23 protein-coding genes are annotated in these 23968 nt (G+C 60.1%); 4 read left to right on the forward strand and 19 right to left on the reverse strand.

The genetic code is table 11. The annotated features are described in order from the left end of the window. Positions 1–8 precede the first annotated feature (8 nt). The gene (locus EXY20_RS12490; protein ID WP_135551423.1) at positions 9–1139 is read left to right on the forward strand and encodes a GGDEF domain-containing protein; all 1131 of its coding nucleotides are present in this window, start codon (positions 9–11) and stop codon (positions 1137–1139) included. Positions 1140–1150: 11 nt separating this feature from the next. On the opposite strand, the gene EXY20_RS12495 is transcribed toward EXY20_RS12490, so the two are convergent. Further along, on the reverse strand, positions 1151–1870 hold the full coding sequence (locus EXY20_RS12495; protein WP_235885755.1) for a DnaD domain protein: 720 nt from the start codon (positions 1868–1870) through the stop codon (positions 1151–1153). 204 nt (positions 1871–2074) lie between these two features. Between EXY20_RS12495 and EXY20_RS12500 the strand changes: the two genes are divergently transcribed. Next, positions 2075–2410: a hypothetical protein gene (locus EXY20_RS12500; protein WP_135551427.1), complete on the forward strand. Its 336-nt coding sequence runs from the start codon at positions 2075–2077 to the stop codon at positions 2408–2410. An 81-nt stretch (positions 2411–2491) separates the two neighbouring features. On the opposite strand, the gene EXY20_RS12505 is transcribed toward EXY20_RS12500, so the two are convergent. The 12 genes from EXY20_RS12505 to EXY20_RS12560 form a co-directional block, all read right to left on the reverse strand. Beyond that, positions 2492–4003: an AAA family ATPase gene (locus EXY20_RS12505; RefSeq protein ID WP_135551429.1), complete on the reverse strand. Its 1512-nt coding sequence runs from the start codon at positions 4001–4003 to the stop codon at positions 2492–2494. After that, positions 3996–4529 carry a hypothetical protein gene (locus EXY20_RS12510; RefSeq protein ID WP_135551431.1) on the reverse strand — a complete coding sequence of 178 codons (534 nt, stop codon included), beginning with the start codon at positions 4527–4529 and terminating at the stop codon, positions 3996–3998. The genes EXY20_RS12505 and EXY20_RS12510 overlap by 8 nt, the downstream gene beginning before the upstream one ends. A 513-nt stretch (positions 4530–5042) precedes the next feature. Beyond that, positions 5043–5561: a cell wall elongation regulator TseB-like domain-containing protein gene (locus tag EXY20_RS12515; RefSeq protein ID WP_135551433.1), complete on the reverse strand. Its 519-nt coding sequence runs from the start codon at positions 5559–5561 to the stop codon at positions 5043–5045. Beyond that, positions 5558–6865 (reverse strand): amidohydrolase, encoded by a 1308-nt coding sequence (locus EXY20_RS12520; protein ID WP_135551435.1) that lies wholly within the window; start codon positions 6863–6865, stop codon positions 5558–5560. Before EXY20_RS12520 ends, EXY20_RS12515 begins: the two co-directional genes overlap by 4 nt. Before the next feature lie 11 nt (positions 6866–6876). Then, positions 6877–7509 (reverse strand): redox-sensing transcriptional repressor Rex, encoded by a 633-nt coding sequence (locus EXY20_RS12525; protein WP_135551437.1) that lies wholly within the window; start codon positions 7507–7509, stop codon positions 6877–6879. Then, positions 7506–10382 carry an ATP-dependent DNA helicase DinG gene (dinG, locus tag EXY20_RS12530; protein WP_135551439.1) on the reverse strand — a complete coding sequence of 959 codons (2877 nt, stop codon included), beginning with the start codon at positions 10380–10382 and terminating at the stop codon, positions 7506–7508. Before dinG ends, EXY20_RS12525 begins: the two co-directional genes overlap by 4 nt. 84 nt (positions 10383–10466) lie before the next feature. Beyond that, positions 10467–11177, reverse strand: a complete 711-nt coding sequence (locus EXY20_RS12535) for a tetratricopeptide repeat protein (RefSeq protein ID WP_135551441.1) — start codon at positions 11175–11177, stop codon at positions 10467–10469. Positions 11178–11323: 146 nt separating this feature from the next. After that, positions 11324–11707: an aspartate 1-decarboxylase gene (gene panD, locus EXY20_RS12540; RefSeq protein ID WP_135551443.1), complete on the reverse strand. Its 384-nt coding sequence runs from the start codon at positions 11705–11707 to the stop codon at positions 11324–11326. Positions 11708–11734: 27 nt separating this feature from the next. Next, the gene (gene panC / locus EXY20_RS12545; RefSeq protein ID WP_135551446.1) at positions 11735–12607 is read right to left on the reverse strand and encodes a pantoate--beta-alanine ligase; all 873 of its coding nucleotides are present in this window, start codon (positions 12605–12607) and stop codon (positions 11735–11737) included. Next, positions 12604–13470, reverse strand: coding sequence for a 3-methyl-2-oxobutanoate hydroxymethyltransferase (gene panB / locus EXY20_RS12550; protein ID WP_135551448.1), 867 nt, complete (start codon positions 13468–13470; stop codon positions 12604–12606). The genes panC and panB overlap by 4 nt, the downstream gene beginning before the upstream one ends. 393 nt (positions 13471–13863) lie before the next feature. Beyond that, positions 13864–14835, reverse strand: a complete 972-nt coding sequence (locus EXY20_RS12555; protein WP_135551450.1) for a biotin--[acetyl-CoA-carboxylase] ligase — start codon at positions 14833–14835, stop codon at positions 13864–13866. Positions 14836–14970: 135 nt separating this feature from the next. Beyond that, positions 14971–15213 carry a hypothetical protein gene (locus tag EXY20_RS12560; protein WP_135551452.1) on the reverse strand — a complete coding sequence of 81 codons (243 nt, stop codon included), beginning with the start codon at positions 15211–15213 and terminating at the stop codon, positions 14971–14973. Positions 15214–15358: 145 nt separating this feature from the next. Here EXY20_RS12560 and EXY20_RS12565 point away from each other — a divergent pair, with 145 nt between their 5' ends. Beyond that, positions 15359–15778 (forward strand): GNAT family N-acetyltransferase, encoded by a 420-nt coding sequence (locus tag EXY20_RS12565; protein ID WP_135551454.1) that lies wholly within the window; start codon positions 15359–15361, stop codon positions 15776–15778. Positions 15779–15782: 4 nt separating this feature from the next. After that, positions 15783–16634, forward strand: coding sequence for a DMT family transporter (locus EXY20_RS12570; protein WP_135551457.1), 852 nt, complete (start codon positions 15783–15785; stop codon positions 16632–16634). 40 nt (positions 16635–16674) lie between these two features. Here EXY20_RS12570 and EXY20_RS12575 read toward each other — a convergent pair whose 3' ends face one another. The 6 genes from EXY20_RS12575 to mgsA are packed head-to-tail and all read right to left on the reverse strand — an operon-like array spanning position 16675 to position 23964. Next, positions 16675–18501, reverse strand: coding sequence for an ABC transporter ATP-binding protein (locus tag EXY20_RS12575; protein ID WP_235885854.1), 1827 nt, complete (start codon positions 18499–18501; stop codon positions 16675–16677). A 40-nt stretch (positions 18502–18541) separates the two neighbouring features. Continuing rightward, positions 18542–20290 (reverse strand): ABC transporter ATP-binding protein, encoded by a 1749-nt coding sequence (locus EXY20_RS12580; RefSeq protein WP_135551462.1) that lies wholly within the window; start codon positions 20288–20290, stop codon positions 18542–18544. Positions 20291–20327: 37 nt separating this feature from the next. Then, a complete protein-coding gene (locus EXY20_RS12585; protein ID WP_167859198.1) occupies positions 20328–21617 on the reverse strand; it encodes a CCA tRNA nucleotidyltransferase in 1290 nt (429 codons plus the stop codon). Beyond that, positions 21605–22777 (reverse strand): N-acetyl-alpha-D-glucosaminyl L-malate synthase BshA, encoded by a 1173-nt coding sequence (gene bshA / locus EXY20_RS12590; RefSeq protein WP_135551466.1) that lies wholly within the window; start codon positions 22775–22777, stop codon positions 21605–21607. The genes EXY20_RS12585 and bshA overlap by 13 nt, the downstream gene beginning before the upstream one ends. A gap of 57 nt (positions 22778–22834) precedes the next feature. Then, positions 22835–23539 (reverse strand): bacillithiol biosynthesis deacetylase BshB1, encoded by a 705-nt coding sequence (gene bshB1, locus EXY20_RS12595; RefSeq protein WP_135551469.1) that lies wholly within the window; start codon positions 23537–23539, stop codon positions 22835–22837. Continuing rightward, complete coding sequence (mgsA, locus tag EXY20_RS12600) at positions 23539–23964, reverse strand: methylglyoxal synthase (protein ID WP_135551471.1); 426 nt, start codon at positions 23962–23964, stop codon at positions 23539–23541. Before mgsA ends, bshB1 begins: the two co-directional genes overlap by 1 nt. Positions 23965–23968 lie beyond the last annotated feature (4 nt).

The following is a 23968-nucleotide window of genomic DNA, read 5'->3' on the forward strand; positions in this document are numbered from 1 at the left end:
ATCGCCGCATGCCCAAGATGGACGATACGCTCAACGCCATCGAGTTTCACCAGTGGAACCGGAAAATATTAAACGCCTACTGGCTCGTCCTGATCATTTCAATCGTCGGCGAGTTGGCCGGGGCGCTTTTCATATTTGTACAACAATCGCGGCCGCTGGGCGAATACCTGCTGTATTCCCTGCTGCTGCCGACGGCTGTCGTCACCGTGACGATTGCCGCTGCCGAATGGATCAACCGCAGCGTACCCGCTTGGAGCAACTACTGGCTCATTACTACCGGAACCGTCATCGCGGCCGAATATGTCGCCATCCAACCGAAGGTGAACGGCATTCATCTGGCGTTCATCCTGCCGCTGCTCGCGTCGGTGTTTTATTTTCAATGGCGCAAAGTACTGTTCTCCTACGGATTGAACGTGCTCGCGGTGCTCGTGATCTTCGGTTTCTCCCAATCGTATTCGTACACGGCCGACTGGCGCGAAATGGTCAGCGCGCTGACCGTCATGACGTGCGGCGTCGTGCTTACGCTCGGCATCATGAGCCGCGGCGCGGAAATCCAGCGCTACCTGGTGCGCACCATGCAGGAGCAGCAGGAGCTGCTCGTCCGCAATACGATGATGGAGAAGCTGTCGAAAACCGACGCACTGACCGAGCTGTACAACCACAAAACGTTTCATGGCTATCTGGACAAGCTGATCGAGCAAAGCGAACGGACAGGCATGAAGCTGCAGCTGGCGTTGATCGATATCGACAATTTCAAAAAAATCAACGATACCTTCGGCCATTGGGTAGGCGATTTGATATTGCGGCGGGTGGCGGACGGCATTCGTCATTCGCTTGCGGCGGACGATTTTGCCGCACGTTACGGAGGAGAAGAATTCGCCGTCATTGTCGCGGACAAATCGGACGAAACGGCTTATCGCGCGGCGGAAAGCATCCGGCTGGCGATTGCCGGCGAACGTCACGACGAGTTGAATGGACATCCGGTGACGGTCAGCATCGGCGTTTGCGCATACGAGACCGGACTTGGCAAGGAGGCGCTGTTCAAAGGCGCCGACGCGGCGCTTTACGAAGCCAAACGCGGAGGCAAAAATCGTACCATCGTCGGCGGCGAGTCATATGCAAAGGCGGAGAGCGTGTAGCTCCCCGCCTTTCATTTGCCGCGATATCGCTGCGCGTGCTCCTTCGCCTGCTCCGCCGTCGCCACCCGGTTGCGGGCCCAGTCGAGCAAGATGCGGTCCACGTAACGGAAATGCACCTTCCCGGCAAAAACGGCTTCCTTCAGCGCTGCGCGAATGAGCTCCTCCTTGTACCCGTCCTTATCGATCCAGGCGGCGATTGTTTCCAGCTCCATCGGTGTCAGCGGCCGGGCGAACTCGCGCTCGAACGTCGTGAACAAATCGCTGCGCTCCGGCGCCGCCATACCCGCCGAAGAACGAATGGTTTTCCGCGCGGCTCCGGCATCCGGCTGTTTCGGTTCGTCCGGCGCCGGTTGCAGCTGCCCGTCCGCCTGCCAGGCACTGAGCAGCCGGTTTTGCAGCGGTTCGAAGTTGTACGTTTCGAAGCGGACGCGACTGATCGCCGTCTCCTGCTCGTCGATGCGGATGTAGCCGTCCTTGACCAGCCGCCGCAGCGAGCTGACAACCAGTCCGGGCGCCGCCGCCATTCTCCCTTGCAGCTCTTCAATTGTCGGGAACGGCTTGCGCTCCTTCTCCGCAAACGACAGCAGATGAAGCAGCAGCATCGCTTCCGTGTCGGACAAGCCGATGCGCGGGTACAGCCGCAACAGCAGTTCCGGCAACGAAACGATGCCGAAGCGGATCGCTTCCTGAAGCTTGTCCCCGGGGCGAATCGCCCCTTCGTCTAGACGCATCGCTTCACCCTCCATCATCTGATCTCACTCTCGCAAAAGTCACTGCCCCTATTCTACCATACTGCGACCGATAAATAGAATGTCTTTGGGTTTCCTCCTGTTAACCTTGACCGTTCGCACCAACTTTGATAGCATGGAGAAACAAACAAGACTCGGGCGAATGAAAGAAACTACAAAAGCAATTTGCGAGGGGGAACGAATAAAATGGCCGAAATGTCGGACCGCGAGATGCTTAGCGCAATTTTAACCAATATTCAAACCATGTCCGCAAAAATCACGGCAATTCAAGACGAACAAACGCATATGAGACAAGACATAAACCGTATCGAAACTAATATGAATCGTATCGAAACCAATATGAATCGTATTGAAACCAATATGAATCGTATTGAAACTAATATGAATCGTATTGAAACCAATATGAATCGTATCGAAACCACCATGATCACCGGATTTCAGACAGTGAACGATAAGTTGGACGACCTTAGCCACCGAACAAGCAAACTCGAATCCGATATGTACCGCATCCGAAAAGTCTAGCCGCCGTCAGGCGGTTTTTTGTTGCGCCCGAACGCAAAAAGCCGCCCCGCAGACAGTTTCCTGCCGCGGGACAGCCTTTGTTTACGCCGAATGGCGCTCCAGCGAGTCGGACAGAATGTCGCGAAACCGGTCGCCGGACAACGTTTCTTCCTGCAGCAGAATCGCCAGCGATTCGGTGAATGCGTGGCGCCGGCTTTCCAGCAGCTCGCGCGTTTGCCGGGTCAAACCGTCGAGGATGGCCGCGTTCTCCTTCATCAGCTCCTGTTTCGTGACGATGCTGCGGTCGACGATGCCGAGCCCCGTCAGGCCGGAGTCGACCATCGTTGCGACCATCTGCAGCGCCTGGTCAAAATCGCCGCGCGAGCCGGTGCTGCGCTCGCCGTAAAACATTTCCTCTGCGACCGAACCGCCGAGCGCAATCATGATACGCTCTTCGATATAGCGCTTCGTGTGCAAATATTGATCCTGCGGCGGATTGTGCCGCACGTAGCCAAGCGCCTGGCCGCGCGGACTGAGCGCCACTTGCGATACCGTGCCGGGCTTGACCAGCTCGGCGACGATGGCATGCCCCAGCTCATGGTAAGCGACACGCTCGCGTTCCTCCAGCGTCGTTTCGCGGTCGGACCGTTCGCCCATCATCACTTTGTCGATCGCTTGCGCCATATGCGCCTGGCGGATGTTCGCCTCGCCTTCGCGAAACGCATAGATGGCCGCTTCGTTCATCACGCTTTCCAGTTGCGCGCCGGAGAAGCCGAACGTTTGCTCCGCCACTTGCTCCAGCTGCGCGTCCGCGGCCAGCGGCTTGTTTTTGGCATGGATGTTCAGGATGTGCATCCGCCCTTTTTTGTCCGGCAGGTCGACCTGGATGTGCCGATCGAACCGGCCCGGACGAAGCAGCGCGCTGTCGAGCATTTCCTTGCGGTTGGTCGCCGCCATAATGAGCAGCCGCGGTTCTTCGTCGGTATGAATGCCGTCCATCTCCGTCAGCAGTTGGTTCAGCGTCTGGTCGTATTCGCGATGCTGCCCGCCCTGGCGCTGCCCGCCGATCACGTCGATTTCGTCGATAAACACGATCGCGCTCGGCTTGTTCTCTTTCTGCGCTCGGGCGCGGGCATCCTTGAACAAGTCGCGGACGCGGCTCGCGCCAACGCCGACATACATTTCCACGAACTCGCTGCCCGATGCGGAGACGAACACGGAGTTCGTGTAGTGCGCCGCGGCTTTGGCCATCAGCGTTTTGCCCGTGCCCGGCGGCCCGGTGAGCAAAATGCCCTTGAGCGGCCGGATGCCGAGCTGCTTAATGTCGTCCGCACGGATCAGAAAATCGAGCGACTCCTTCAGCTCGCCCTTGGCGTGATCCTGCCCGCCGATATCGTCGAACGTCATATATGCCGGCTGACGCGTGCGAGCTTTGCGCGCGCTGCCCCCGCCGCCGCTGCCCGTCGTAATGCCGCGCGTCCGAATCATGTAGAACATCGACCCGCCGATAATGAGCATGAGCAGGATGGGAATAATATTGACGCCGATATAGAAAAGGAAAACCAGCACGACCGGAATCGCGCCGATCGTCATTTCTTTGCCGTATTTACTCATTCGGCCACACCCCCGTTTGCGAGGCGACGCGCGGCAAGACGACGTATTTGGCATGGCCGTCCTTGCTCAGCCGAACGTACACGTTGTTGTCGTCAATTTCCGTTGCAACGGTCAGACCCGGCAATTCGCCGGCATGACTGTCCAGCGTCGCCGGAATTTGCGCGTAATGCTTCGTTTCCATCGCCTCGGCGACATCGAACAAGCGGCTCGCCCACCAATTGTCCAGCTCCGGCGTCGAATCGCCGGTCACCTTCAGCTGCAGCACGCGTTTGCCGATGATGCCGGCTGCACGGTCCTGCACCGTGGCGTACAAATCGCGCAGCCCGACGCCATCGGCCAGCTTCAGCTCGACGTCGACGCGGTCGCCGCCGATTTGCGGCTTCTCCTGTCTCACGCCGACCAACCCGTCGGTCAAATGCGCCAGCGGATTTTCCATCGCCACGCTGCGATAGACGAACAAGCCGCCGAACAGGAGCGCGGACGTGCCGATGATTGTCAAAAAGATCGGTAACCATCGCAGTTTCATGCCCCGATGTCCCCTTTCTATACTTGAGCGTGTCTGAACACCCGCTCGAGGTCATCTTGCACCGCCTTTTCGCCCCCTGCTGCGTCCGTTTTGCTTGACTTACCCCCGGTAAGCCTGCGCAAAACTTCCTTGCATGGAACGAAAATTCGGCCCAATCTGTTCCCCTCGGAGTATTCAGACACGCTCTAACGTATATCGAAACTTTCTATATGCACAGTATAGCACATCGATATACACAATCGCGGATGCAATGTGTGGAAGCGGGCGCTTGCCAGCCATGCTTCTGTCGTAACAGGAAAACCTCCCGTTAATTTTCCCGTTTTCGGCGATATGCCGAAAAATAACGGGAAAACCTCCCGCTATATTGGCCCAAAACCCGCAATTGGCGTGTTTTCAGCGAAAATAACGTGAGGTTTTCCCGTTAAATCGAACTATTGGCTATTTTCAGCGAAAATAACAGGAGGGTTTCCTGTTATTGCAGATTGCAGCACTGGAGCCCGGTGAAGGCGTCATTCATTGCAAACTCAACCGGAACGTATCGAGCAGTTCGCCGTCGGCGAACCGATAGTAGTTATAATAGTAACGCAACACACCGTCGTCTTCCTTCTGCTTGTAGAACGCTTCCCACACATAATCGTTCAGCAGCTTGCCCGGCGATACCCGCATCAGCCGCGCTTTCGGATTGGACGTGCGGAGCTGCTTGACGATCGCATCTTCTGCGACGCCGTCGGTTTCGTACTCCGTATGCACATCGCCGTCCGCCATCCAAACGATGATGCGCTGGCCAAGCTTGTCCGTGCCATAGATGATTTCGTACGCCAATTCGCCGACGAACGGCTCCACACGCTCCGCCTTGGCCAATATCGTTTGTTCGTAAGCTTGCTTCACCGCCGCGTCCTGCATCGTCCATTCGCTCGCGTGCACTTGCCGGTACAACATCTGCAACAGCACCACGATCGCCGCGAGCACCAGCGCCGCCGTCATCCCGACCTTGACCCGCATGCCGACGGCAGGCCGTTTGCGTTGCCTCATGCCGACGCTGCTCCCATCAGCTGCTCATACCGCCGTTCGAACTCGAATTTGATCCGTTCTTCGTCCATTGTCAGGCAAGCGCCGTCCTGCACGAGCCGGCGGCCGTCGACCCATACGTCGCGCACGTCCGCGCCGGACGCGGAATATACGATGTGCGACACCATGTCGGAGCGCGGGAAGAAGTGCGGGCGGTCGATATCGATCCCGATCACATCGGCTTTCATCCCCGGAGCCAACGTGCCGACGCCATTCAGCCAAATCGATGCCGCCGCATCGCGCGTGCCCATCTGCAGCGCTTTCGCCGCGGGAACGGCCGTCGGATCGCCGCTGACGCCTTTGTGCAGCAGCGCCGCCAGCCGCATTTCCTCGAACATGTCGAGGTTGTTGTTGCTGGCCGAGCTGTCCGTACCCAGCGACACAAGAATGCCGGCCGCCAGCAGCTCCGGCACGCGGGCGATGCCGCTCGCCAGTTTCAGGTTGCTGCCCGGGTTGTGCGAGACGCGCACATCGTACCGGCAAAGCAGGTCGATTTCCTCGTCGGTCAAATGAACCGCATGCGCAACCAGACACGGCCGCGAGAACACGCCAAGCTTGGCCAGATGCGCCACGGGGCGGCTGCCGTATTGGGCGACGTTGTCGGCCACTTCGCGCGCCGTTTCCGACATGTGCGTATGCAAGGGCAGGCCAAGATCGTGAGCCGCTTGCACGATGCGTTCGATATAATCCGGCGGGCATGTGTAAGCGGCGTGCGGCGACATCATCGTCGTGATGCGGCCGTCCGCCTTGCCGTGCCAGTCGCGGGCGAAGCCCATCGCATCGTTCAGCTTCGCCGTCTGCACATCCGGCGGGCACAGCCCGATGACGCCGCGCGCCAAACAGCCGCGCATGCCGGACTGCTCCACCGACAACGCCACTTCATGCATATGATCGTACATGTCGACAAACGTCGTGGTGCCGCTTTTCAGCATCTCGATAATCGAGAGCTGCGTGCCCCATTTGACATCTTCGGCGGTGAATTTCGCTTCGTTCGGCCACATCTTCTCCTGCAGCCATACTTGCAGCGCCAGATCGTCGCCGATGCCGCGCAGCAGCGACATCGCCGCATGGCCGTGCGTATTGATGAGCCCCGGCAAATACAGCCGGTGTTTGCCGTCGATAACGGTTTCGTATGCTTCCTTCGGTTCCGGCAGCTCGCCGCCTACCGATACGATGCGGTCGTCCTCGACGACCATACTTCCGGTCACAAACGGCGCCGTATCGCTTGCGGTTGCGAACATGCCACCCGTGATCGCCCATTTTGCCATTTGCTCCACTCCTAATCCTTATCTTTGTCCAAATAATAAGCGAGACTTTGCAATTCGGTCGTAAAATCGGCGTGATGAATGCGGATTTCCGTCGGCACCTTGAGCGTCGCCGGGGCAAAGTTGAGAATCGCTTCCACCCCCGCCGCTACGAATTGGTCGGCCACATTCTGCGCTTCCATTGCAGGAACGGTAATAATGCCGATGCGCACGTTGTAGCTGCGAATCGTTTCGGCCATTTCGCTTGTCGGCTGCACGGTCAAATTGTTGATCGTTTCGCCGATCTTGCTCGGCATGGCGTCGAAGATGGCGACAATTTTCATATTGTCTTTCAAGTAGGCATTATAATTGCTGAGCGCCCGCCCCAGATTGCCCGCGCCGACCAGCGCGACGTTGATGAATTGGTCGAGCTTCAGGATTTGCCTTATTTTTTCGATCAGGTAGGCGACGTCGTAACCGATTCCTTTTTTGCCGAAGTCGCCGAAGTAAGCCAGGTCCTTGCGAATTTGCGCCGGATTGAGATCCAGCTTCTGGCCGAGGTCCTGCGAAGAAACCGTCTGCACATGGCGAAGCGACAATTCCTTGAGATAACGCAAATAAATCGGCAGCCTTCTTACGACCGCCTCGGAAATTTTCGCCGGCTTCAACAAGGTTCCTCCTTCGCAGCCTCGCCCATCCACTCGGAAATGCGCGGCACAAGCTGGTTCGTGCGCATATGCTCGATCTTCGGTCCCGGCAGCGAGTACAAAAAATGTTTGCCGTACTGCGTATCGATCACGCGGGTATCGTAAACGATGACGATGCCCTTGTCCCGGGTTGTGCGGACGAGCCGGCCGAAACCTTGCTTGAAGCGAATGACCGCTTGCGGCACAGACAGCTTCATGAACGGATTCTTGTTGTCCTTCTTGATCAGCTCGCTCTTCGCTTCGGCAACCGGATGGTTCGGCGGCTGAAACGGCAAACGCACGATCGCCAGCACACTGAGCGCGTCGCCGGGAATATCCACGCCTTCCCAGAAGCTGCTCGTGCCGAGCAGTACGCTGGCGGAGCTTTCCTGGAACAGCTTCGTCAGCTTGCTGCGGTTGCCGCTGTCGATGCCTTGGCCAAGCACTTCGATGCCGTGCGGCTGCAACAGCTCGCGCAGCTCGGGATGAACGGTCTTGAGCATGCGATACGAAGTGAACAGCACGAGCATGCGCCCTTTCGTTTCGATCGCCACGTCCTTCAGCGACTGGATGAGGCACGAAACGAAATAAGCGTCGCCGGACTGCCCCTTGATCCCCGGAAAATCGCGCGGAATAACGACAAGCGCTTGCTTGCGGTATTGAAACGGCGACGGCAAAATGACTGCCTTCAGCTTCGTTTCGTCCTTCTCGTCGGTCAAACCGAGCAACTCGCGCGTATAATCGAACGTGCGATCGACGGAAAGCGTCGCGGATGTCATAATTATACTCTTTTTCTCATTGAAAAAATACTGGCGCAGCATCGGGCTGACATCGGTCGGCGCACAGGTAATGAGCAGCGACTTCGCTTTGAATTGCGCACTCGCTTCCAGCCAGTACACATAGCTCGGATCGGTCCGTTTCATGAAGAAGCGCAGCGCGTCGCGATGACGCCCGAGCTCCTTGAGCGTGCCGCCCACGTCGGTGACAAGGCTCTGCACGTCGTAGTCGTCCTGCACGTCCTTCCAATCGGCCATCGCCTTCTCTAGCTTGCGCAACACGCCGCCGAGCTTGATGTGCAAATTGTCCTCCATGTCGCACAGTTCGGTCCACCGCCGCGGCAGCTGCTCGTCCTTGATCCGCAGCACATATTGGCCGCCGCCTTCGGCGTCCTGCTGCGAGGAAGAAACAAGCTCGTAGAGCAGGAAGACCAACTCGTCCCACATCTCCTTGACGGCGACCAGCGGCTCCAGCTGCTGATCGATCAGGCTCGCCCAAGCGGCGCCTTGTTCGGCAAGCTCGCCGGTTGCCTGGCCGAAACGGGCGCGCAGCGCCGGCAGCTGGCCGCTTCGCGCATCGCGGTACAACGCCTGCAGCGCGTGGGCGAACGCATGGTAATGCAGCTCGATGCCGAGATGCTTGCTGGCCACATCTTCGAAATGATGCGCCTCGTCGACGACAAGATGCTTATAGCCGGGCAGCAGCCGGTGATCGGCTTTGATGTCGGTGAACAACAGCGAATGGTTCGTGATGACGACGTCGGCGATGTTCGCTTCATGTTTCGCGCGGTGGTAGAAACACTTCTTGAACCACGGGCAGGCGCGGTTCAGACACGACTCGGCGTCGCTCGATACCGTCTGCCAGAACTCGTTGCCGCGGCCGGCGAAAAACAGCTCTTCGTCGTCCCCGTGCTTCGTTTCGCCGAGCCACACAAGCATTTGCGCCGCCGTTTGCCGGTCGCCTACCGCGTATTCGAAATCTTCGTTTTCGATCTTATGCTCGAATTTGCGCAAGCATAAATAGTGGCTGCGGCCTTTCAGCACCGCGGCGCGGAAGGGCACGGGAAACAGCTCGCTGAGCAGCGGCACGTCGCGTTGGCGCAGCTGCTCCTGCAGGTTGATCGTATGCGTGCTGATGACGACCTTCTGGCCCGCGTTGATGCCATGGTAAAGCGCCGGCAGCAAATAACCGAGCGACTTGCCCGTTCCGGTGCCCGCTTCGATCAGCAAATGCCGGTCTTCGGCGAACGACAGCGCAACCTCGCGAATCATCTGCTCCTGCGCTTCGCGGTCTTCGTAGCCGGCGAATTTGGCGCGCAAATTTTCCTTGAACACGGCATAGAAGGCGTCAAACGGCAGCGAGACCCGTTCCTTTGCGTCATCTTCCTCTTCGCGCAGCGGCTGCTCGTCGCCCCAATCGTCGACATTCAGCGCGAACTGTCGATAATACCGCTGGCCGTCATCGTCCGACGCGCCTTCGCTTTCCTTGCGCAGCAGCAGCTCGCTGAAGAAGGCGGCCGTGTCGGACGTATCCCGCGACAGCAAATAAACGATCCGCTGCAGCGTCAACAGCGGAAGCGCGCGCAGCCGCTTCAAACACGCCAGCCATATATGCGCCGTTGCCAGCGCGTCGCTGTCGGCCTGGTGCGGCCTTTCGTGCCCGATGCCGAGCGACTGGCAAACGGCGCCAAGCTGCAGGCTGGGCAGCGACGGAAACGCGATGCGCAAAAAATCCATCGTGTCCAGCACCGGTCCGCTGAAAGGCGAATACCCGCAATAATCGAGCGTCCGCTGCAGGAAAGCGACGTCGAAGCCGGCATTATGGGCGACAAGCACGCTGCCCTCCAGCCGCCTGACCACTTCCGGCAGCACCTCTTCGGCTGTCGGCGCATCCTCTAGCATCGCATCGCCAATGCCGGTCAGCGCCGTGATAAACGCCGGCACCGGGATGGTCGGTTTAATCAGCGAAGCGTATGTTTCGACGATTTCATCGTCCTGTATCGTGACGAGACCGACCTGGATGATTTCGTCCCCAGGCTGGCTCCCGGTCGTTTCAAAATCGAGCACAGCAAATTTCATGTTTCGGCTCTTCCCCTTCTTCTCTCCTTCCCTTAAGCATACCAAAAGGAGGGGAACGAAGGAAAGCCGAATTTGCTGGCACCGTTACAGTCTGCCTCCGGGGGCGGGCGTCAGCGCGGCTTCCATCGCATCCGGGTCGGACCGGTACGCTTTGCGGAAATATTCCATTGCTTTATCGAGATTGTGGTTGCGGGCTTGAATGCAGCCCATGGCATTATAGCCGATTGCCTTGATTTTATGGTTGTCGGTCAGAGGGAGCACAAATTGCAGCAGCCGGTACGATTCGGCGTAATCGCCAAGTCGCAAGTGGCACATGGCGAGGTGGATGCGCACCACCATGTTGTCGGGGCGCTTGCGGGCCAGGAGGGCAAAATGCTCCGCCGCCCGGTCAAACATCGCCAGCTTGTAGTAGCCTTGCCCGCGTTCGAACGTTTCGAGGTCTTCCGGGTCTGACGGCGGCTGCGGGTTATGGTGCTGAACCGGAAACGGTTCGGACGGCTGTTGTTCCTCTGTCTGCGACAATTTGGCCGGCAATGCCGCCGACGCGGAAGCGGCAACCGACGGCTTCGCCGACGCGGCTTGCGCCTGATTCTCCGCGGATCCGGTAGGCAGCGCAAGCACGGCGGCCATTTTCTCTTCGAACTGCAGCCATTCTTCGACGCAAACGTCGCTCATCGTTTTGAGTGCGGACATTTGCCGGTCGAGCTCTTTCCTTTCATTCGGGGAAGCGTTCGGATATCGCGCTGCGATCTGTTCGAGCGACTCGTGCATGGCGGCAAACAAATGTTTGAACATGGCCTGGATCCCACCTTGCCGTTGAAAGATGAAGCGGCCGGATCGGCGCCGCTGCCGTTCGTGTACCTACATTCTTTGTTGCGGCGGCGGGTTTCATTCTCCGTTCCAACGTTTCGCAAGGCGGACCGTATCTTCACAAAGCAGCGTTACAACACAGTGGAATGCGGTTCATTTTCAAGCGTGCGCACGATCTGGTTGTTTCGGTCCAGGATAGCGACGCGCGGCACATGCGATCTCGCTTCCTCTTCGCTCATTAGCGCGTAAGCGATAATAATGACCGTATCGCCCGGGTGCACGAGGCGCGCCGCGGCGCCGTTGAGGCAGATGACGCCGCTGCCGCGGGGACCGGGAATGATGTAGGTTTCCAGGCGGGCGCCGTTGTTGTTGTTGACGACTTGCACCCTTTCGTTAGGGAGCATGTCAACATGATCGAGCAAATCTTCGTCGATCGTGATGCTGCCGACATAGTTCAAATTCGCTTCCGTTACGGTAGCGCGGTGTAATTTCGCTTTCATCATCGTACGGAACATCGCCAATTCCTCCCCCTGGAGCTTGCCTTATTCGATCAGCTTGTTGTCGATCAGCCGGGTGCGGCCGAATTTGACGGCGAGCGCAAGCAACAGCGGCGTTCCGTCACCTGGCTGCCAATCGCCGGCCGGCAGCAAGCCCGGATACGTGACGGCTTCGACGTAATCGACGACGGCCAGCGGAGCCGTGCCGATCGTATCGACGATACGCTCGCGCAGCCGCGCCCCCGTGATGCCCGGTTCGGCCAGCCAGCCGTCGACGCGGCCGAGCGCCCGGGACAATACAAGCGCCTGTTCCCGCTCCTCCGGCGACAAATACACATTGCGCGAGCTCATCGCCAGTCCGTCCGGCTCGCGAAGCGTCGGACACGGCACGATGCGGACGCGAAAGTTCAGGTCGTCGGTCATCTGCCGCACCACCGCCACCTGCTGCGCATCCTTCATGCCGAAGTAAGCGCGATCCGGGTCGAACAGATGGAACAGCTTCGACACGACCGTCGCCACGCCGTCGAAATGGCCCGGCCTCGAGGCGCCGCACAACGATTCGGTCAAGCCGGAGACGCTGACTGTCGTTTGCGAAGGCCGCGGGTACATGACGGTCACGTCCGGCATGAACACCACGTCCGTTCCTTCTTTGCGGGCAATGGCCAAATCGCGCTCCGCGTCGCGCGGGTACCGGGCGAAATCTTCGTTCGGCCCGAACTGCAGCGGATTGACGAAAATGCTGAGCGCCACGACGTCGTTCTCCAGCCGCGCCCGCTGCAGCAAGCTGGCATGCCCTTCGTGCAAATAGCCCATCGTCGGCACGAGGCCAACTTCGCCTTTGCCGCCGCGCCCCGTTGCCGCCTTCTTGCCGGCGGCGAGGGCGTCGCGCAATTGTTCGATCGTTGTAGCGACGATCATTTCGCTGCTCCCTCCGCTCCGTACGAGGCGCCTACCGCCGTTTGTTCCCCGTGGAAGCTGTGCGCTTCGTCGGGAAACGAACGATTTTTGACTTCCTTCACATATTGCGCAATGCCTTCCCTCATCATGTCCCCGATGCGGGCATACGGCTTGACGAACTTTTTGGGCGGAATGCCAGAACCGTATTGCAGCATATCGTGGAACACGAGCACCTGGCCGTCGCACTGGCTGCCGGCGCCGATGCCGATCGTCGGAATCGACAGCCGCCGCGAAATTTCCCCCGCAAGCTCTTCCGGCATCAGCTCCAGCACAATTGCATAAGCGCCGGCCTGCTCCAATGCAATCGCGTCGTCGATCAGCTTGCGCGCGTCCTTTTCCGTCTTGCCCTGGATAAAATAGCCGCCGATGCGATGCACCGATTGCGGCGTAAATCCGAGATGTCCCATCACCGGCACGCCGGCTTGCACACAGTTTTGCACCGTTTCGGCAATTTCCGCGCCGCCTTCCATCTTGATCGTTTTGGCCAGCCCTTCGCGCATGAGCCGCGCCACGCCGCGCAGCGTTTCGTCGCGGCTGCCGTGATACGTCATGAACGGCATGTCCGCCACTACGAGCGGGATCGTTACGGCCCGGGTAACGGCGCGCGTGTGATAAATGATGTCGTCCAGCGTCACCGGCAGCGTCGATTCGTGGCCCAGCACGACATTGCCCAGCGAATCACCGACGAGAATCGCGTCGACGCCCGCTTCCTCCGCCAGTTTGGCGGACGGGTAATCGTAGGCGGTGATGACCGAAATCGGCGTCCCTTCCTTTTTCATCTTTTGAAACTTGGCGGTCGTTACCGGTTTGGCCTGTTTTTCCATGCGCGTTCCGCTCCCTTGTTGGCTTCGCTTCTTGCGGCGAATGCCGGAATGAATGCAAAAAAAGACCTTCGCCGAACGCACAAGGTCATCAAATACAATAGCATGCAATTGTATCCCATGATCCTTCTGTCTCGGTCCTACCTAGAGGCTCAGAGCAGAATCCGTCACTTCGTTGACCCGCAGACTGCACAATTTCGCTCGCGGGTATTGTTGCCTAACACGAGATTGTTTAAAAACCGGCTATGTGCATTCGGGTAAAAAAGTGCCGTTCGCCGCATAAGCGATACAACCTTTGCCACCCTTGCTGCCATTATATCAAACATTGGCCTGATGCGATACACGATTCGACACATTTGCGCGAGGGCGTGTCTGCCCCGGAAGTCTCGGCACGCCCTACGTTTCCAGCAAGCCGGAATAAACCGGCAACACAGTTCCGTCATCGAGCCGAAGCATCAACGCTCCGCTATCGTCGATCCGTTCGGCGACGCCGGTTATCGTCCCCGTTGCAGCGACCGCCGTCACCCTTTTGCCCAACGATACCGAACGCGCCTCCCACAGCGCCTGAATCGGCGCGAAGCCTTCCCGGTGGTACAAGCCATACAGCTCTTCCAGTTCGGCCAGAAATGCGCAAATAAACGCCGTCCGGTCGATTTCTACGCCGGTTTCCATCCGCAACGAAGTGGCCACCTTGTGCAGTTCCGGCGGGTAATCCTCCGCTGTCAAATTGACCCCGATGCCGATGCCGGCGACCACATAATGCAGCCGTTCGTCATCCGCGCGCGACTCGAGCAGAATGCCGCTCACCTTGCGCCCTTCGATCAGCAAATCGTTCGGCCATTTGATGCCGACCCTGTCTCCGACATATTGACTCATCGTGCGGCACAACGCAACCGCCACCAGCAGCGTCAGCTGCGGCGTAAAATGCAGCGGAATGCGCGGCTTCAGCACCAGGCTCATGTAAATGCCTTTGCCTTTGGGCGAATGCCAGGCCCGGCCCTGACGCCCGCGCCCCTGCGTCTGCTGCTCCGCGATGATCAGCGTGCCTTCTTCGGCGCCTTGGCGGACGAGCTCGTGGGCCACGTTCTGCGTGGAGTCAACCTCGTCGAACAGCGTCAATTGACGCCCAAGCACGTTGGTTCGCAAGTTCGCGATCAAGGCCGCTGCCGTCAGCCGATTCGGCTCCTGTTCAAGCCGGTAGCCGCGGTGCGATACCGCTTCGAATACATAGCCTTCTTCGCGCAGCGCGCGGATGTGCTTCCAGATCGCCGTGCGGCTGACGCCGAGCGATTCGCTCAGTTGCTCGCCGGACACGAAGTCGCCGCCGGCCGAGCGCAGCAATTCCAAGATGCGTTGTTTCAATGCCATCGCGATCCTCCCGATTCCTGCCCGTCGATGCCATTTTCTCCTTCCGCCGCGTTTTTGTCAACCAATGGATCGACACCATTCGCCTGAAAAGAGGAAAAGCGTCGGGCTTGCGGCCGGCGCTTCTCCGTATTGCACTCACTGCCGCTGCGGCGGCTCCGTGCTGTTCAGCGTCACAAGCTCCCCTTCGCGCATCGCCATTTTTTTCAGCTTTTTGGCGCTTTCGCGGTCCGGCGCCGTTATGGCGGCCGGCTGGGAACCGGCGTTGTCCAGGCGACGTTGCGCCAATTGATCGACCAGCTCCGTCACCAGCTTCAACTCCTGTTCGGAAAGCTGCGCCAAACGTTCATAAAGATTCGATTGGTTTGCTGCTGTTGCCATGGCAATCCACTCCTTCGGTTTTCTATGCTTTTTATTCCCCCGTTTGGCGCGAAGGGAAACAAGGAGAATTCGTTTGGGCAGCGAATTCAATGTCAAGATCGTCAAACGCCGACGGAATCGGCGCACTACGGAGGTACGAACCGAAATGGAAATCCACCACCAGCATTACGTCATATCCGACGACAAATCACGCATCGACAAGGAACTGGTGCTCGGCTTCCTGTCCAGAAGCTACTGGGCGAACAAGCGGCCGCATGAGCGCACGGTCAAAGCGATCGAAACCTCGTATTGCCTCGGCGTGTACGATGGGGACAGGCAGGTAGGATTCGCGCGGGTCGTAAGCGACTACGCAACGATCTATTACATTTGCGATGTGTTCGTGCAGGAGGAACATCGAGGCAGGGGCATCGGCAAAAGACTGGTCGAAACGATCGTTTCCGCCGACATGTTTCAGGGCATGACCGGACTGCTCGGCACGTTCGACGCGCACGGGCTGTACGAGCAGTACGGGTTCGTGCGCGAGCCGGACCGGTATTTGAAGCGGCTGCCGCAGGCGAGGCCGTAGCGCGATGCCCGCGGCGGCGCTGACTCTTGTGCTGTTGTCCGGCTTCGTCCACGCCATCTGGAACGTATTCGCCAAACGAAGCGGGCATAAAGCCGTGTTTCTCTGGTGGTGCCAGTGGGCGGCGATCGCCGTCTTCTTGCCGTTTGCGCTCCGCGAGCTTGCGGTGCTGCAGCCGGTTTCGCCGGTCGGCTGGCTGCTCGCGGCGGCGAGCGTCGCGCTGCACGGCGTCTACGTGCTGCTGCTCGCCAAAACGTATACGGCCGGCGACTTGTCGCAAGCGTACCCGATCATGCGCGGCACAAGCCCGCTGCTTGTGCCGCTGCTAGGCGTCCTGCTGCTGCAGGAGCGGCTGCCGTGGACCGGCTGGTGCGGCGTTATGCTGATCGTCGGCGGCATTGCGCTGACCGGCGATTGGCGGGCATTGTTCCGCGGGCGGCGCAGCGCGGCCAATCGCACGCTGCCGCTCGCCATGGCGGTCGGCGTGATGATCGCCGGCTACACCGTCGTCGACAAAATCGCGCTCGCCCATCTCCCCGCCATCACGCTCAACTGGCTGTCCAATGTCGGCAACCTGCTGGCGCTGTCCACGATCGCCCTTCGCTCCGGCGCGATGGTGAAGGAATGGCGGCTTCATTGGCCGACAATCGTACTGGGCGGCCTGCTTGCCCCCGGCGGATACGTCCTGTTCCTGAAAGCGCTGGAGCTGGCTCCCGTTTCGCATCTGGCGCCGATGCGCGAAATCGGCACCGTGTTCGGCGCGCTGCTCGGCATATTCTGGCTCAAGGAATCGCGCGGCGCAAGCAGAATCGCCGCTTCCGGATTCATCACCGCCGGCATCGTGCTGCTGGCGTGGTGAGCGGAAACGGCGATGCGTTCGCTTTTTGCCCGGAAGGCACTCAAGCCGAAGCGGTGCCTCCGAGATGTTTGAACTGATTTTGAAACATTTGATAGTAAACGCCCCGCGCTTGCAGCAGTTCCTCGTGGCTGCCCTGCTCGACGATGCCTCCGTGGTCGATTACCATGATGCGGTCGGCGCCCTGAATCGTATTCAGCCGGTGCGCGATGATGAAGCTCGTTCGCCCTTTCATCAGTGCCAGCAGCGCTTCCTGGATGTGCAGCTCCGTACGCGTATCGATGCTGCTGGTCGCCTCGTCGAGAATCAGAATCGACGGGCTCGCAATCATGACCCGCGCGATGCCGAGCAACTGGCGCTGTCCCTGGCTCAAGTTGCCGCCGTTTTCAGTCAGCACCGTGTCGTACTTCAGCGGCAGCCGGTTGATGAAGCCCGCCGCGTTCGCGTGTTCGGCCGCCGCCGCCATTTCCTCGTCCGTCGCATCCGGTTTGCCGTACTTGATATTGTCGCGAATCGTGCCGGCGAACAAGTACGTGTCCTGCAGCACGATGCCGAAGCTTTGCCGCAGGCTGTCGCGCGTGTACTCGCGCAAATCGCGGCCGTCGATGGCGATCGAGCCGCCGGATACGTCGTAGAAGCGCGTCAGCAGGTTGACGATCGTCGTTTTGCCGGCGCCGGTCGGACCGACCAGCGCGGTGCTGCTGCCCGCCGGCGCATGGAACGAAACGCCTTGCAGAATCGGCACGTCCGGCCGGTAGCCGAAGCTGACGTTGTCGAACACGACGTCGCCTTTGGCGTCGGCGAGCTTGGCCGCCCCTTCCCTGTCCTCCGTTTCCTCTTTTTCGTCGAGCACCTCGAACGCCCGCTCCGCGCCGGCGACGCCGGATTGCAGCGTATTGAACATGTTGGCCAAATCGTTCAGCGGCCGCACGAACTGGCGCGAATAGCTGATGAAGCTGGCGATGACACCGACCGTAATATGGCCGTTTACGGCCAGCACGCCGCCGGTTACAGCCACCGCGGCAAAGCCGATATTGCCGATCACGCTGAGCAGCGGCATCAAATACCCGGACCATATTTGCGCGCGCAGCCCCACTTCATACAGCCTGTCGTTCACCTTATCGAAATCGGCGATTGCCTTCTCCTCGTGATTGAACGCCTTTACGACCAGCAGGCCGGATATCGTTTCTTCGATATGGCCGTTCAACCGGCCGAGCTGCGCCTGCTGTTCCTTGAACAGCGCCCCGGTCCGCTTCGTAATCGTTCGCGCCAGAAAGTAGACAAGAGGAACGGTCACAAGCGCGGCAAGCGTTAATGTCGGGCTCAGGATCAGCATCATCACTAGCGAACCGACGATGGCGATGATGCCGGACATGAGCTGCGTCGTCGACTGCGAAATCGTGTTGCTGACGTTGTCGATGTCGTTCGCCAGCCGGCTCATCACTTCGCCGGTCGGACGCGAATCGAAGTATGCGAGCGGCAGCTTCTGCAGTTTGGCGAACAAGGCGCGGCGCAAGCTCGCCACGATGCGGGCGGCGATGCCCGCCATCATCCAGCTTTGCAGAAACGACATCGCCCCGTCGGCGACATAAGCGGCAATCAGCGCGATCAGTACGATGCCGAGCAGATTGAAATCGACGCCGCCGGAATCGGCGATCGCGTCGACGGCTACGCCGATCAAATACGGCCCCAGCAGCGAAATGGCGGCGCTTACGAGCAGGAAGCAGAAAATCACCGTCAGTTTGCGCTTCTCCTCGCCCAAATAACGCCACAGCCGGCGGATCGTTCCGGAGAACGATTTCGGCTTGACGACCGGCCCGCGGCCGCCCGGTCTGCCGAAACCGCCCGGCCGTCCCGGCATGCCCATCATCGCGACATCCGTTTCGCCCGGCGCCCGCTGCGTTCCCGCTTCATTCGGCTTTGACATTCGAACGACTCTCCTTTCCCACCTGGGATTGGAAAATTTCCCGGTATACCTCGCATTCGCGCAGCAGCGTTTCATGTTTGCCGATGCCGACGACTTGCCCTTCGTCAAGCACAACGATTTTGTCGAGATCCATGACCGACGTGATCCGCTGGGCGATCAGCAGGCAGGTGATGCCTTGGGCGTAGTCGCGCAGCGCCTGCTTGATCCGCGACTCGGTCGCCGTATCGACCGCGCTCGTGCAATCGTCGAGGATCAGAATGTCCGGCTTGCGCACCAGCGCCCGGGCGATCGACACCCGCTGCTTCTGGCCGCCCGACAAGTTGACGCCGCGTTGGCCGAGCCTGGTTTCGTACCCGTCCGGCAGCGTCGACACGAATTCGTGCGCTTCCGCCAGCCGCGACGCCAGCTCGATGTCCTCGCGCGACGCCGACTCCCGGCCCCAGCCGATATTTTCGGCGATCGTGCCGGTGAACAACACCGTCTTCTGCGGCACGATGGCGATCGTTTCGCGCAGCTCGCGCGGATCGACTTGCCTGACGTCGGCGCCGTTCACGCGCACGACGCCGCCGGACGTGTCGTAGAAGCGCGGGATGAGCGAAGCGATCGTGCTTTTGCCCGAACCGGTCGAGCCGATCAGGCCGATCGATTCGCCCGGCAGCACGTCGAAGGTGACGCCTTTGAGCGCTGCCGCGTTTTCCATGCCTTCGTAAGCGAATGTCACATTGTCGAAAGAGATGCCGCCCTTGGCATCAGGCGACGGCTCGCGTTCCAGCGGCGCCGTCTGCATGGCGTCCCGCTCGGCGAACACTTCGCCGATGCGCGTATGCGAGGCGCGCGCCCGCACCAGCATGTTGAATACCATAAACACCGTCATGAGCGCAAACAGCAGTTGCGTCATGTAGTTGACGAACGCGACGATATGCCCGATCTGCATATGGCCGCTGTCGACGCGCAAGGCGCCGAGCCAGATGACGGCGACGATGCCGAAATTGACGGTCAGCATGACGGCCGGGTTGAAAGCGGCCATAATGCGCATAACGCGAATGGAACGGTCGCGGTATTGCAGGTTCGACTCCTCGAACTTGTCCACTTCAAAATCGAAGCGGTTGAACGCCTTGACGACCCGCACGCCGGACAAATATTCGCGCATCGTCGCATTGACGCGGTCGAGCGCCTTCTGCACGCCGAGGAAGCGGGCGAAGCCGAACTTCATGTTGAGCGCGATCAGCACGGCCACGATCGGCACAACGACAGCCGGCACGATCGCCAGTCGCGGGTTGAGCAGCGCCGCCATGACGAGACTGCCGATGCCGAGCAGCGGCGCTTTGACGAAAATGCGCATGAGGCCGTTGACGAAGTTTTGCACCTGCGTCACATCGTTGGTAAGCCGCGTGATGAGTGACGCCCGTTCGAAGCGGTCGATATTGCGAAAGCCGAGCAGCTGGATTTTGCGAAACAAGTCGCCGCGCAGCTCCGCCCCGAACTTCTGCGACACGCGGCTCGCCACGATATTGCGCATTGCCGCCGCAACGGCGCCCCCGGCCGTAATGAGCAGCATCAGGCCCCCCAGCCGCCAGACGACGTGCAGGTTGCCGGCGGCAACGCCCGAATCGAGAATATGGGCCATTACCGTCGGCAGCGTCAGATCGGCAAGCGCTTCCAAAGTAACGAACAAAATAGCGAGATAAAACAGTTTGCCGTGTTTGCGGTAATAGGGCAACAAATATCCCATCGCATTCTCTCCTCCGCTGATATCCCCATCTAGGGCGTCAGCCGAACCGCTTCGCTTCGCGTTCGGCCGCCGCCAGCAGCGCGCTCCGCTCGTTGACGGCTTCGCCGGTCGCCGTCAGCTCGAGCAGCCGGCGCAGCAGCGCGCCCAGCCACGGCCCCGGCGCGCGCCCGACGCACGCGGCTACGTCCGCGCCGCTGACGGCGAGCTCTCGCGGCTGCAGCGCCGGGATCGCCGCGAGCCACGCTTCGCCTTCGGCGAGCAGCCGCGCAAGCGCGCCCTCTTGCTGCGACGCTTCGCCGCGCAGCCGCAAGCGCGCAAGCGGCAGCCAGCCGCGCAGCGCGGCGGTGCCGTAGTCGAGCGCGCCGAACTGCCAGGCGCGGCGCACGTCTTCGCCTGCGGCCAAGCGCTCGCGCAGGCGCTCGTCCCACGCGAGCAGCGCCGTCACTTCTGCGGCGAAAGCGTGCGGGTACACAAGCGCAAGCATCGCTTCGCGCGCATCCGCGGCGCCGGCGCCCAGCGCGAGCAACAGCTGCGCCCAGCGCTGCGCCGGCGCTTCCAGCTCGCCGATCCGGCGCAGCCCTGCAGGCAGCCGCTCCGGCGCCATGCCTGCCAACGCGGGCGCCAGCGGCACTTTCATATGCGCAAGCAAGCCGCTTGCGGCAAGCAGCTCGAAGCCGCGCGCCGGGTCGTCGCCGCAGACGATGCGCATCAGTTCGGCGCCGATTCGCTCCATCGCGATATGCCGCAGCAGCGGCGCCTGTTCCTGCAGCGCCCGCCACGTCGCCGGCTCGATTGCGAGCCCGTAAGCCGCTGCGAAGCGGACGCCGCGCAGCAGGCGCAGCGCGTCTTCACGGAAGCGTTCGACGGGATCGCCGACGCAGCGCAGCAGCCCGCGCGCGAGATCGCCGCGACCGTCGAACGGGTCGATCACGTTCCGTTCCCGGTCCATCGCCATCGCATTGATCGTAAAATCGCGCCGGCGCAAATCTTCCTTCAGTTCGGTTACGAACGCCACCGTCTTCGGGCGGCGGTATTGCTCATAATCGCTTTCCGTGCGGAACGTCGTCACTTCGTACGCCCCATGCCGCATTACTACTGTCACCGTGCCGTGCTTGAGACCGGTTGGCGCCGTATGCGGGAACAACCGCAGCACCTCGTCCGGCAGCGCCGAGGTGGCGATGTCGAAGTCGTGGATGCTGCGGTTCATGACGGCGTCGCGAACGCAGCCGCCGACCAGATAAGCTTCGTAGCCGGCGGCGGTCAGCGCATCAAGCACCGATATCGCTTCTTGCTCCATCATGCCCGGCACGCCGCTCACCTCAGGCACGTTTGGCGGGACGACTCCGTTTCCGGCGCCGGACGGCCAAGCACATCGTAATAAATGCGTTCGTACTGGCGGGCGATCGTATTGTTGCAGAACGTGCGATGCGCACGATCGATACATGCCGCGCGGAAATCGGCGTAAAGCGCTTCGTTCTGCAGCAGCCGGATGGCGTGGGCGGCCATCGTTTCCGTGTCGCCAACCGACGCCAAATACCCGGTTTGACCGTGCGTAATCAACTCGGGGATGCCGCCGGCGTTGGAGCCGACGGTCGGCACGCCGCAAGCCATCGCTTCCAGCGCCACGAGCCCGAAGCTTTCCTTCTCCGAAGGCAGCAGCATAAGATCGGCCAACGAAATGATTTGCGCCACGTCGTCCTGTTTGCCGCAGAACGTCACGCGGTCCGCCAGACCAAGCTCCTTGATGCGATGAATCACTTTCGACAAGTCCGGTCCTTCGCCGACAAACATGAGCCGCGACGGCACCTTGTCGTTCACTTTTGCGAAAATGTCTACCACGTCGAGCACCCGCTTCACCGGACGGAAATTGGAAATGTGCATCAGCAGCTTTTCCCCGGGGGCGACGAACTCGCCTCTCAGCTCACTGACGTCGCGCGGGTAATAAATGCGCTTGTCGACGAAGTTGTAGGTCAGCTCGATCGGCCGTTCGATCGCCAGCGTACGCCGCGTTTCGTTAATCAGATCCGCCGATACGGCAGTTACGGCATCGCTTTGGTTAATTGCGTAGCGGATCAGATCGCTGATCGACTGATCCTGCGCCAGCACTGTAATGTCGGTACCGTGCAGCGTCGTCACGACCTTCAGCCGGTCGCCGACCATCTGTTTGGCCAGCAGCGCGCATACGGCATGCGGGATCGCGTAATGGACGTGCAGCAAATCCAGCTGCTCCATGTTTGCCACCTGTGCCAGCTTGCTTGCCAACGACAGATCGTACGGCGGATAACGGAACACGTAATAATCGCTAACTTCGACTTCGTGGTAGAAGATGTTGCGATCGAATTTGCCAAGCCGGAACGGCATGCTGTGCGTAATAAAATGGACCTCGTGTCCCTTCTCGGCGAGCAGCTTGCCGAGCTCCGTTGCGACGACGCCCGATCCTCCGAGCGTCGGGTAACAGGTGATGCCGATTTTCAATCGTTCGTTCATGGGCGCATCGCCTCCTCTCGTTAGCATCGCGATAAGGATATGCGGCCGGTGGGCGCGCTATACGAATAAATTCACGGTATAAGGCAGCTTGGTGACGAAGCCTTCCGCATACGGAATCAGCTTCTTCTGCCCGAACAGCCGATCGCGCGCCTCCACATTGGCCAAATAGCCTTGGTTGAGCGGCGTTGGCACGAACTCGCCGCCGGAAGCGCCCGCCGGCTCGAATTGGGTGCGGTAAGCAAGCAGCGAAGCGCGCTTGCGCTCGTACACGTCCGTCACGTCCACCAGCAAATCCGCTTCCGCCGTATCGTTGATAAAATAAAAAAGCAGCTGCTCCGCGGCAACGGCCGGGACCTCCGGCATGTAACGGCGAAGCTTGGCGCTGAATACCGCCTCCTGCACGAGCTTGCTGCACATCACATGGTCCGGATGCCGGTCTTCCCAATACGGGGCGAACACGATACGCGGCCGGAGCCGGCGAATCTCGCCTACGATTGCGTCGATTTGCTCCCGGCTGCCGGTGAGGCCGCGGTCCGGCAAGCCGAGGTTGCTGCGCATCGCCAGCCCAAGCGCGTCGGCCGCGTCGGCTGCTTCCTTGCGGCGCGTTTCAACTGTGCCGTTGGACGACATCTCCGCGTTCGTCAGATCGCAAATGCCCACACGCAAACCGGAGGCGGCATGTTTGGCAATCGTACCGCCCATGCCGATTTCCGCGTCGTCGGGATGCGCGCCGAATATGAGCAGATCCAGCGTTTCGCTCATTACGCTTCACCCGGCTTGTATTTATGTACCAGTTCGCGCCAAGCAAAATCGCCTCTGTCGACGGCTTTGACCAAAATTTCCGCCGTGGCGATGTTAGTCGCTACCGGTATGCCTTGCACATCGCACAAGCGCAACAAGGCGATGATGTCCGGCTCATGCGGCTGCGCCATCAGCGGATCGCGCAGGAAAATAAGCAGATCGAGCACGTTCATCGCCACAAGGGCGCCGATTTGCTGGTCGCCGCCGAGCGGCCCGGACATGTAGCGGTGCACGGTCAGGCCCGTCTTTTCCATGATGCGTTGTCCGGTTGTGCCCGTCGCATACAGTTGGTGCCCGTCCGCAAACACCTGCTCGTAAGCGGTGACGAAATTGACCATCTCTTCTTTTTTGCGATCGTGTGCAATCAGCGCTATGTTGATCCCCATGTGA

It is taken from the genome of Paenibacillus cymbidii (assembly GCF_004764705.1).
Lineage (GTDB): Bacteria > Bacillota > Bacilli > Paenibacillales > NBRC-103111 > Paenibacillus_AN > Paenibacillus_AN cymbidii.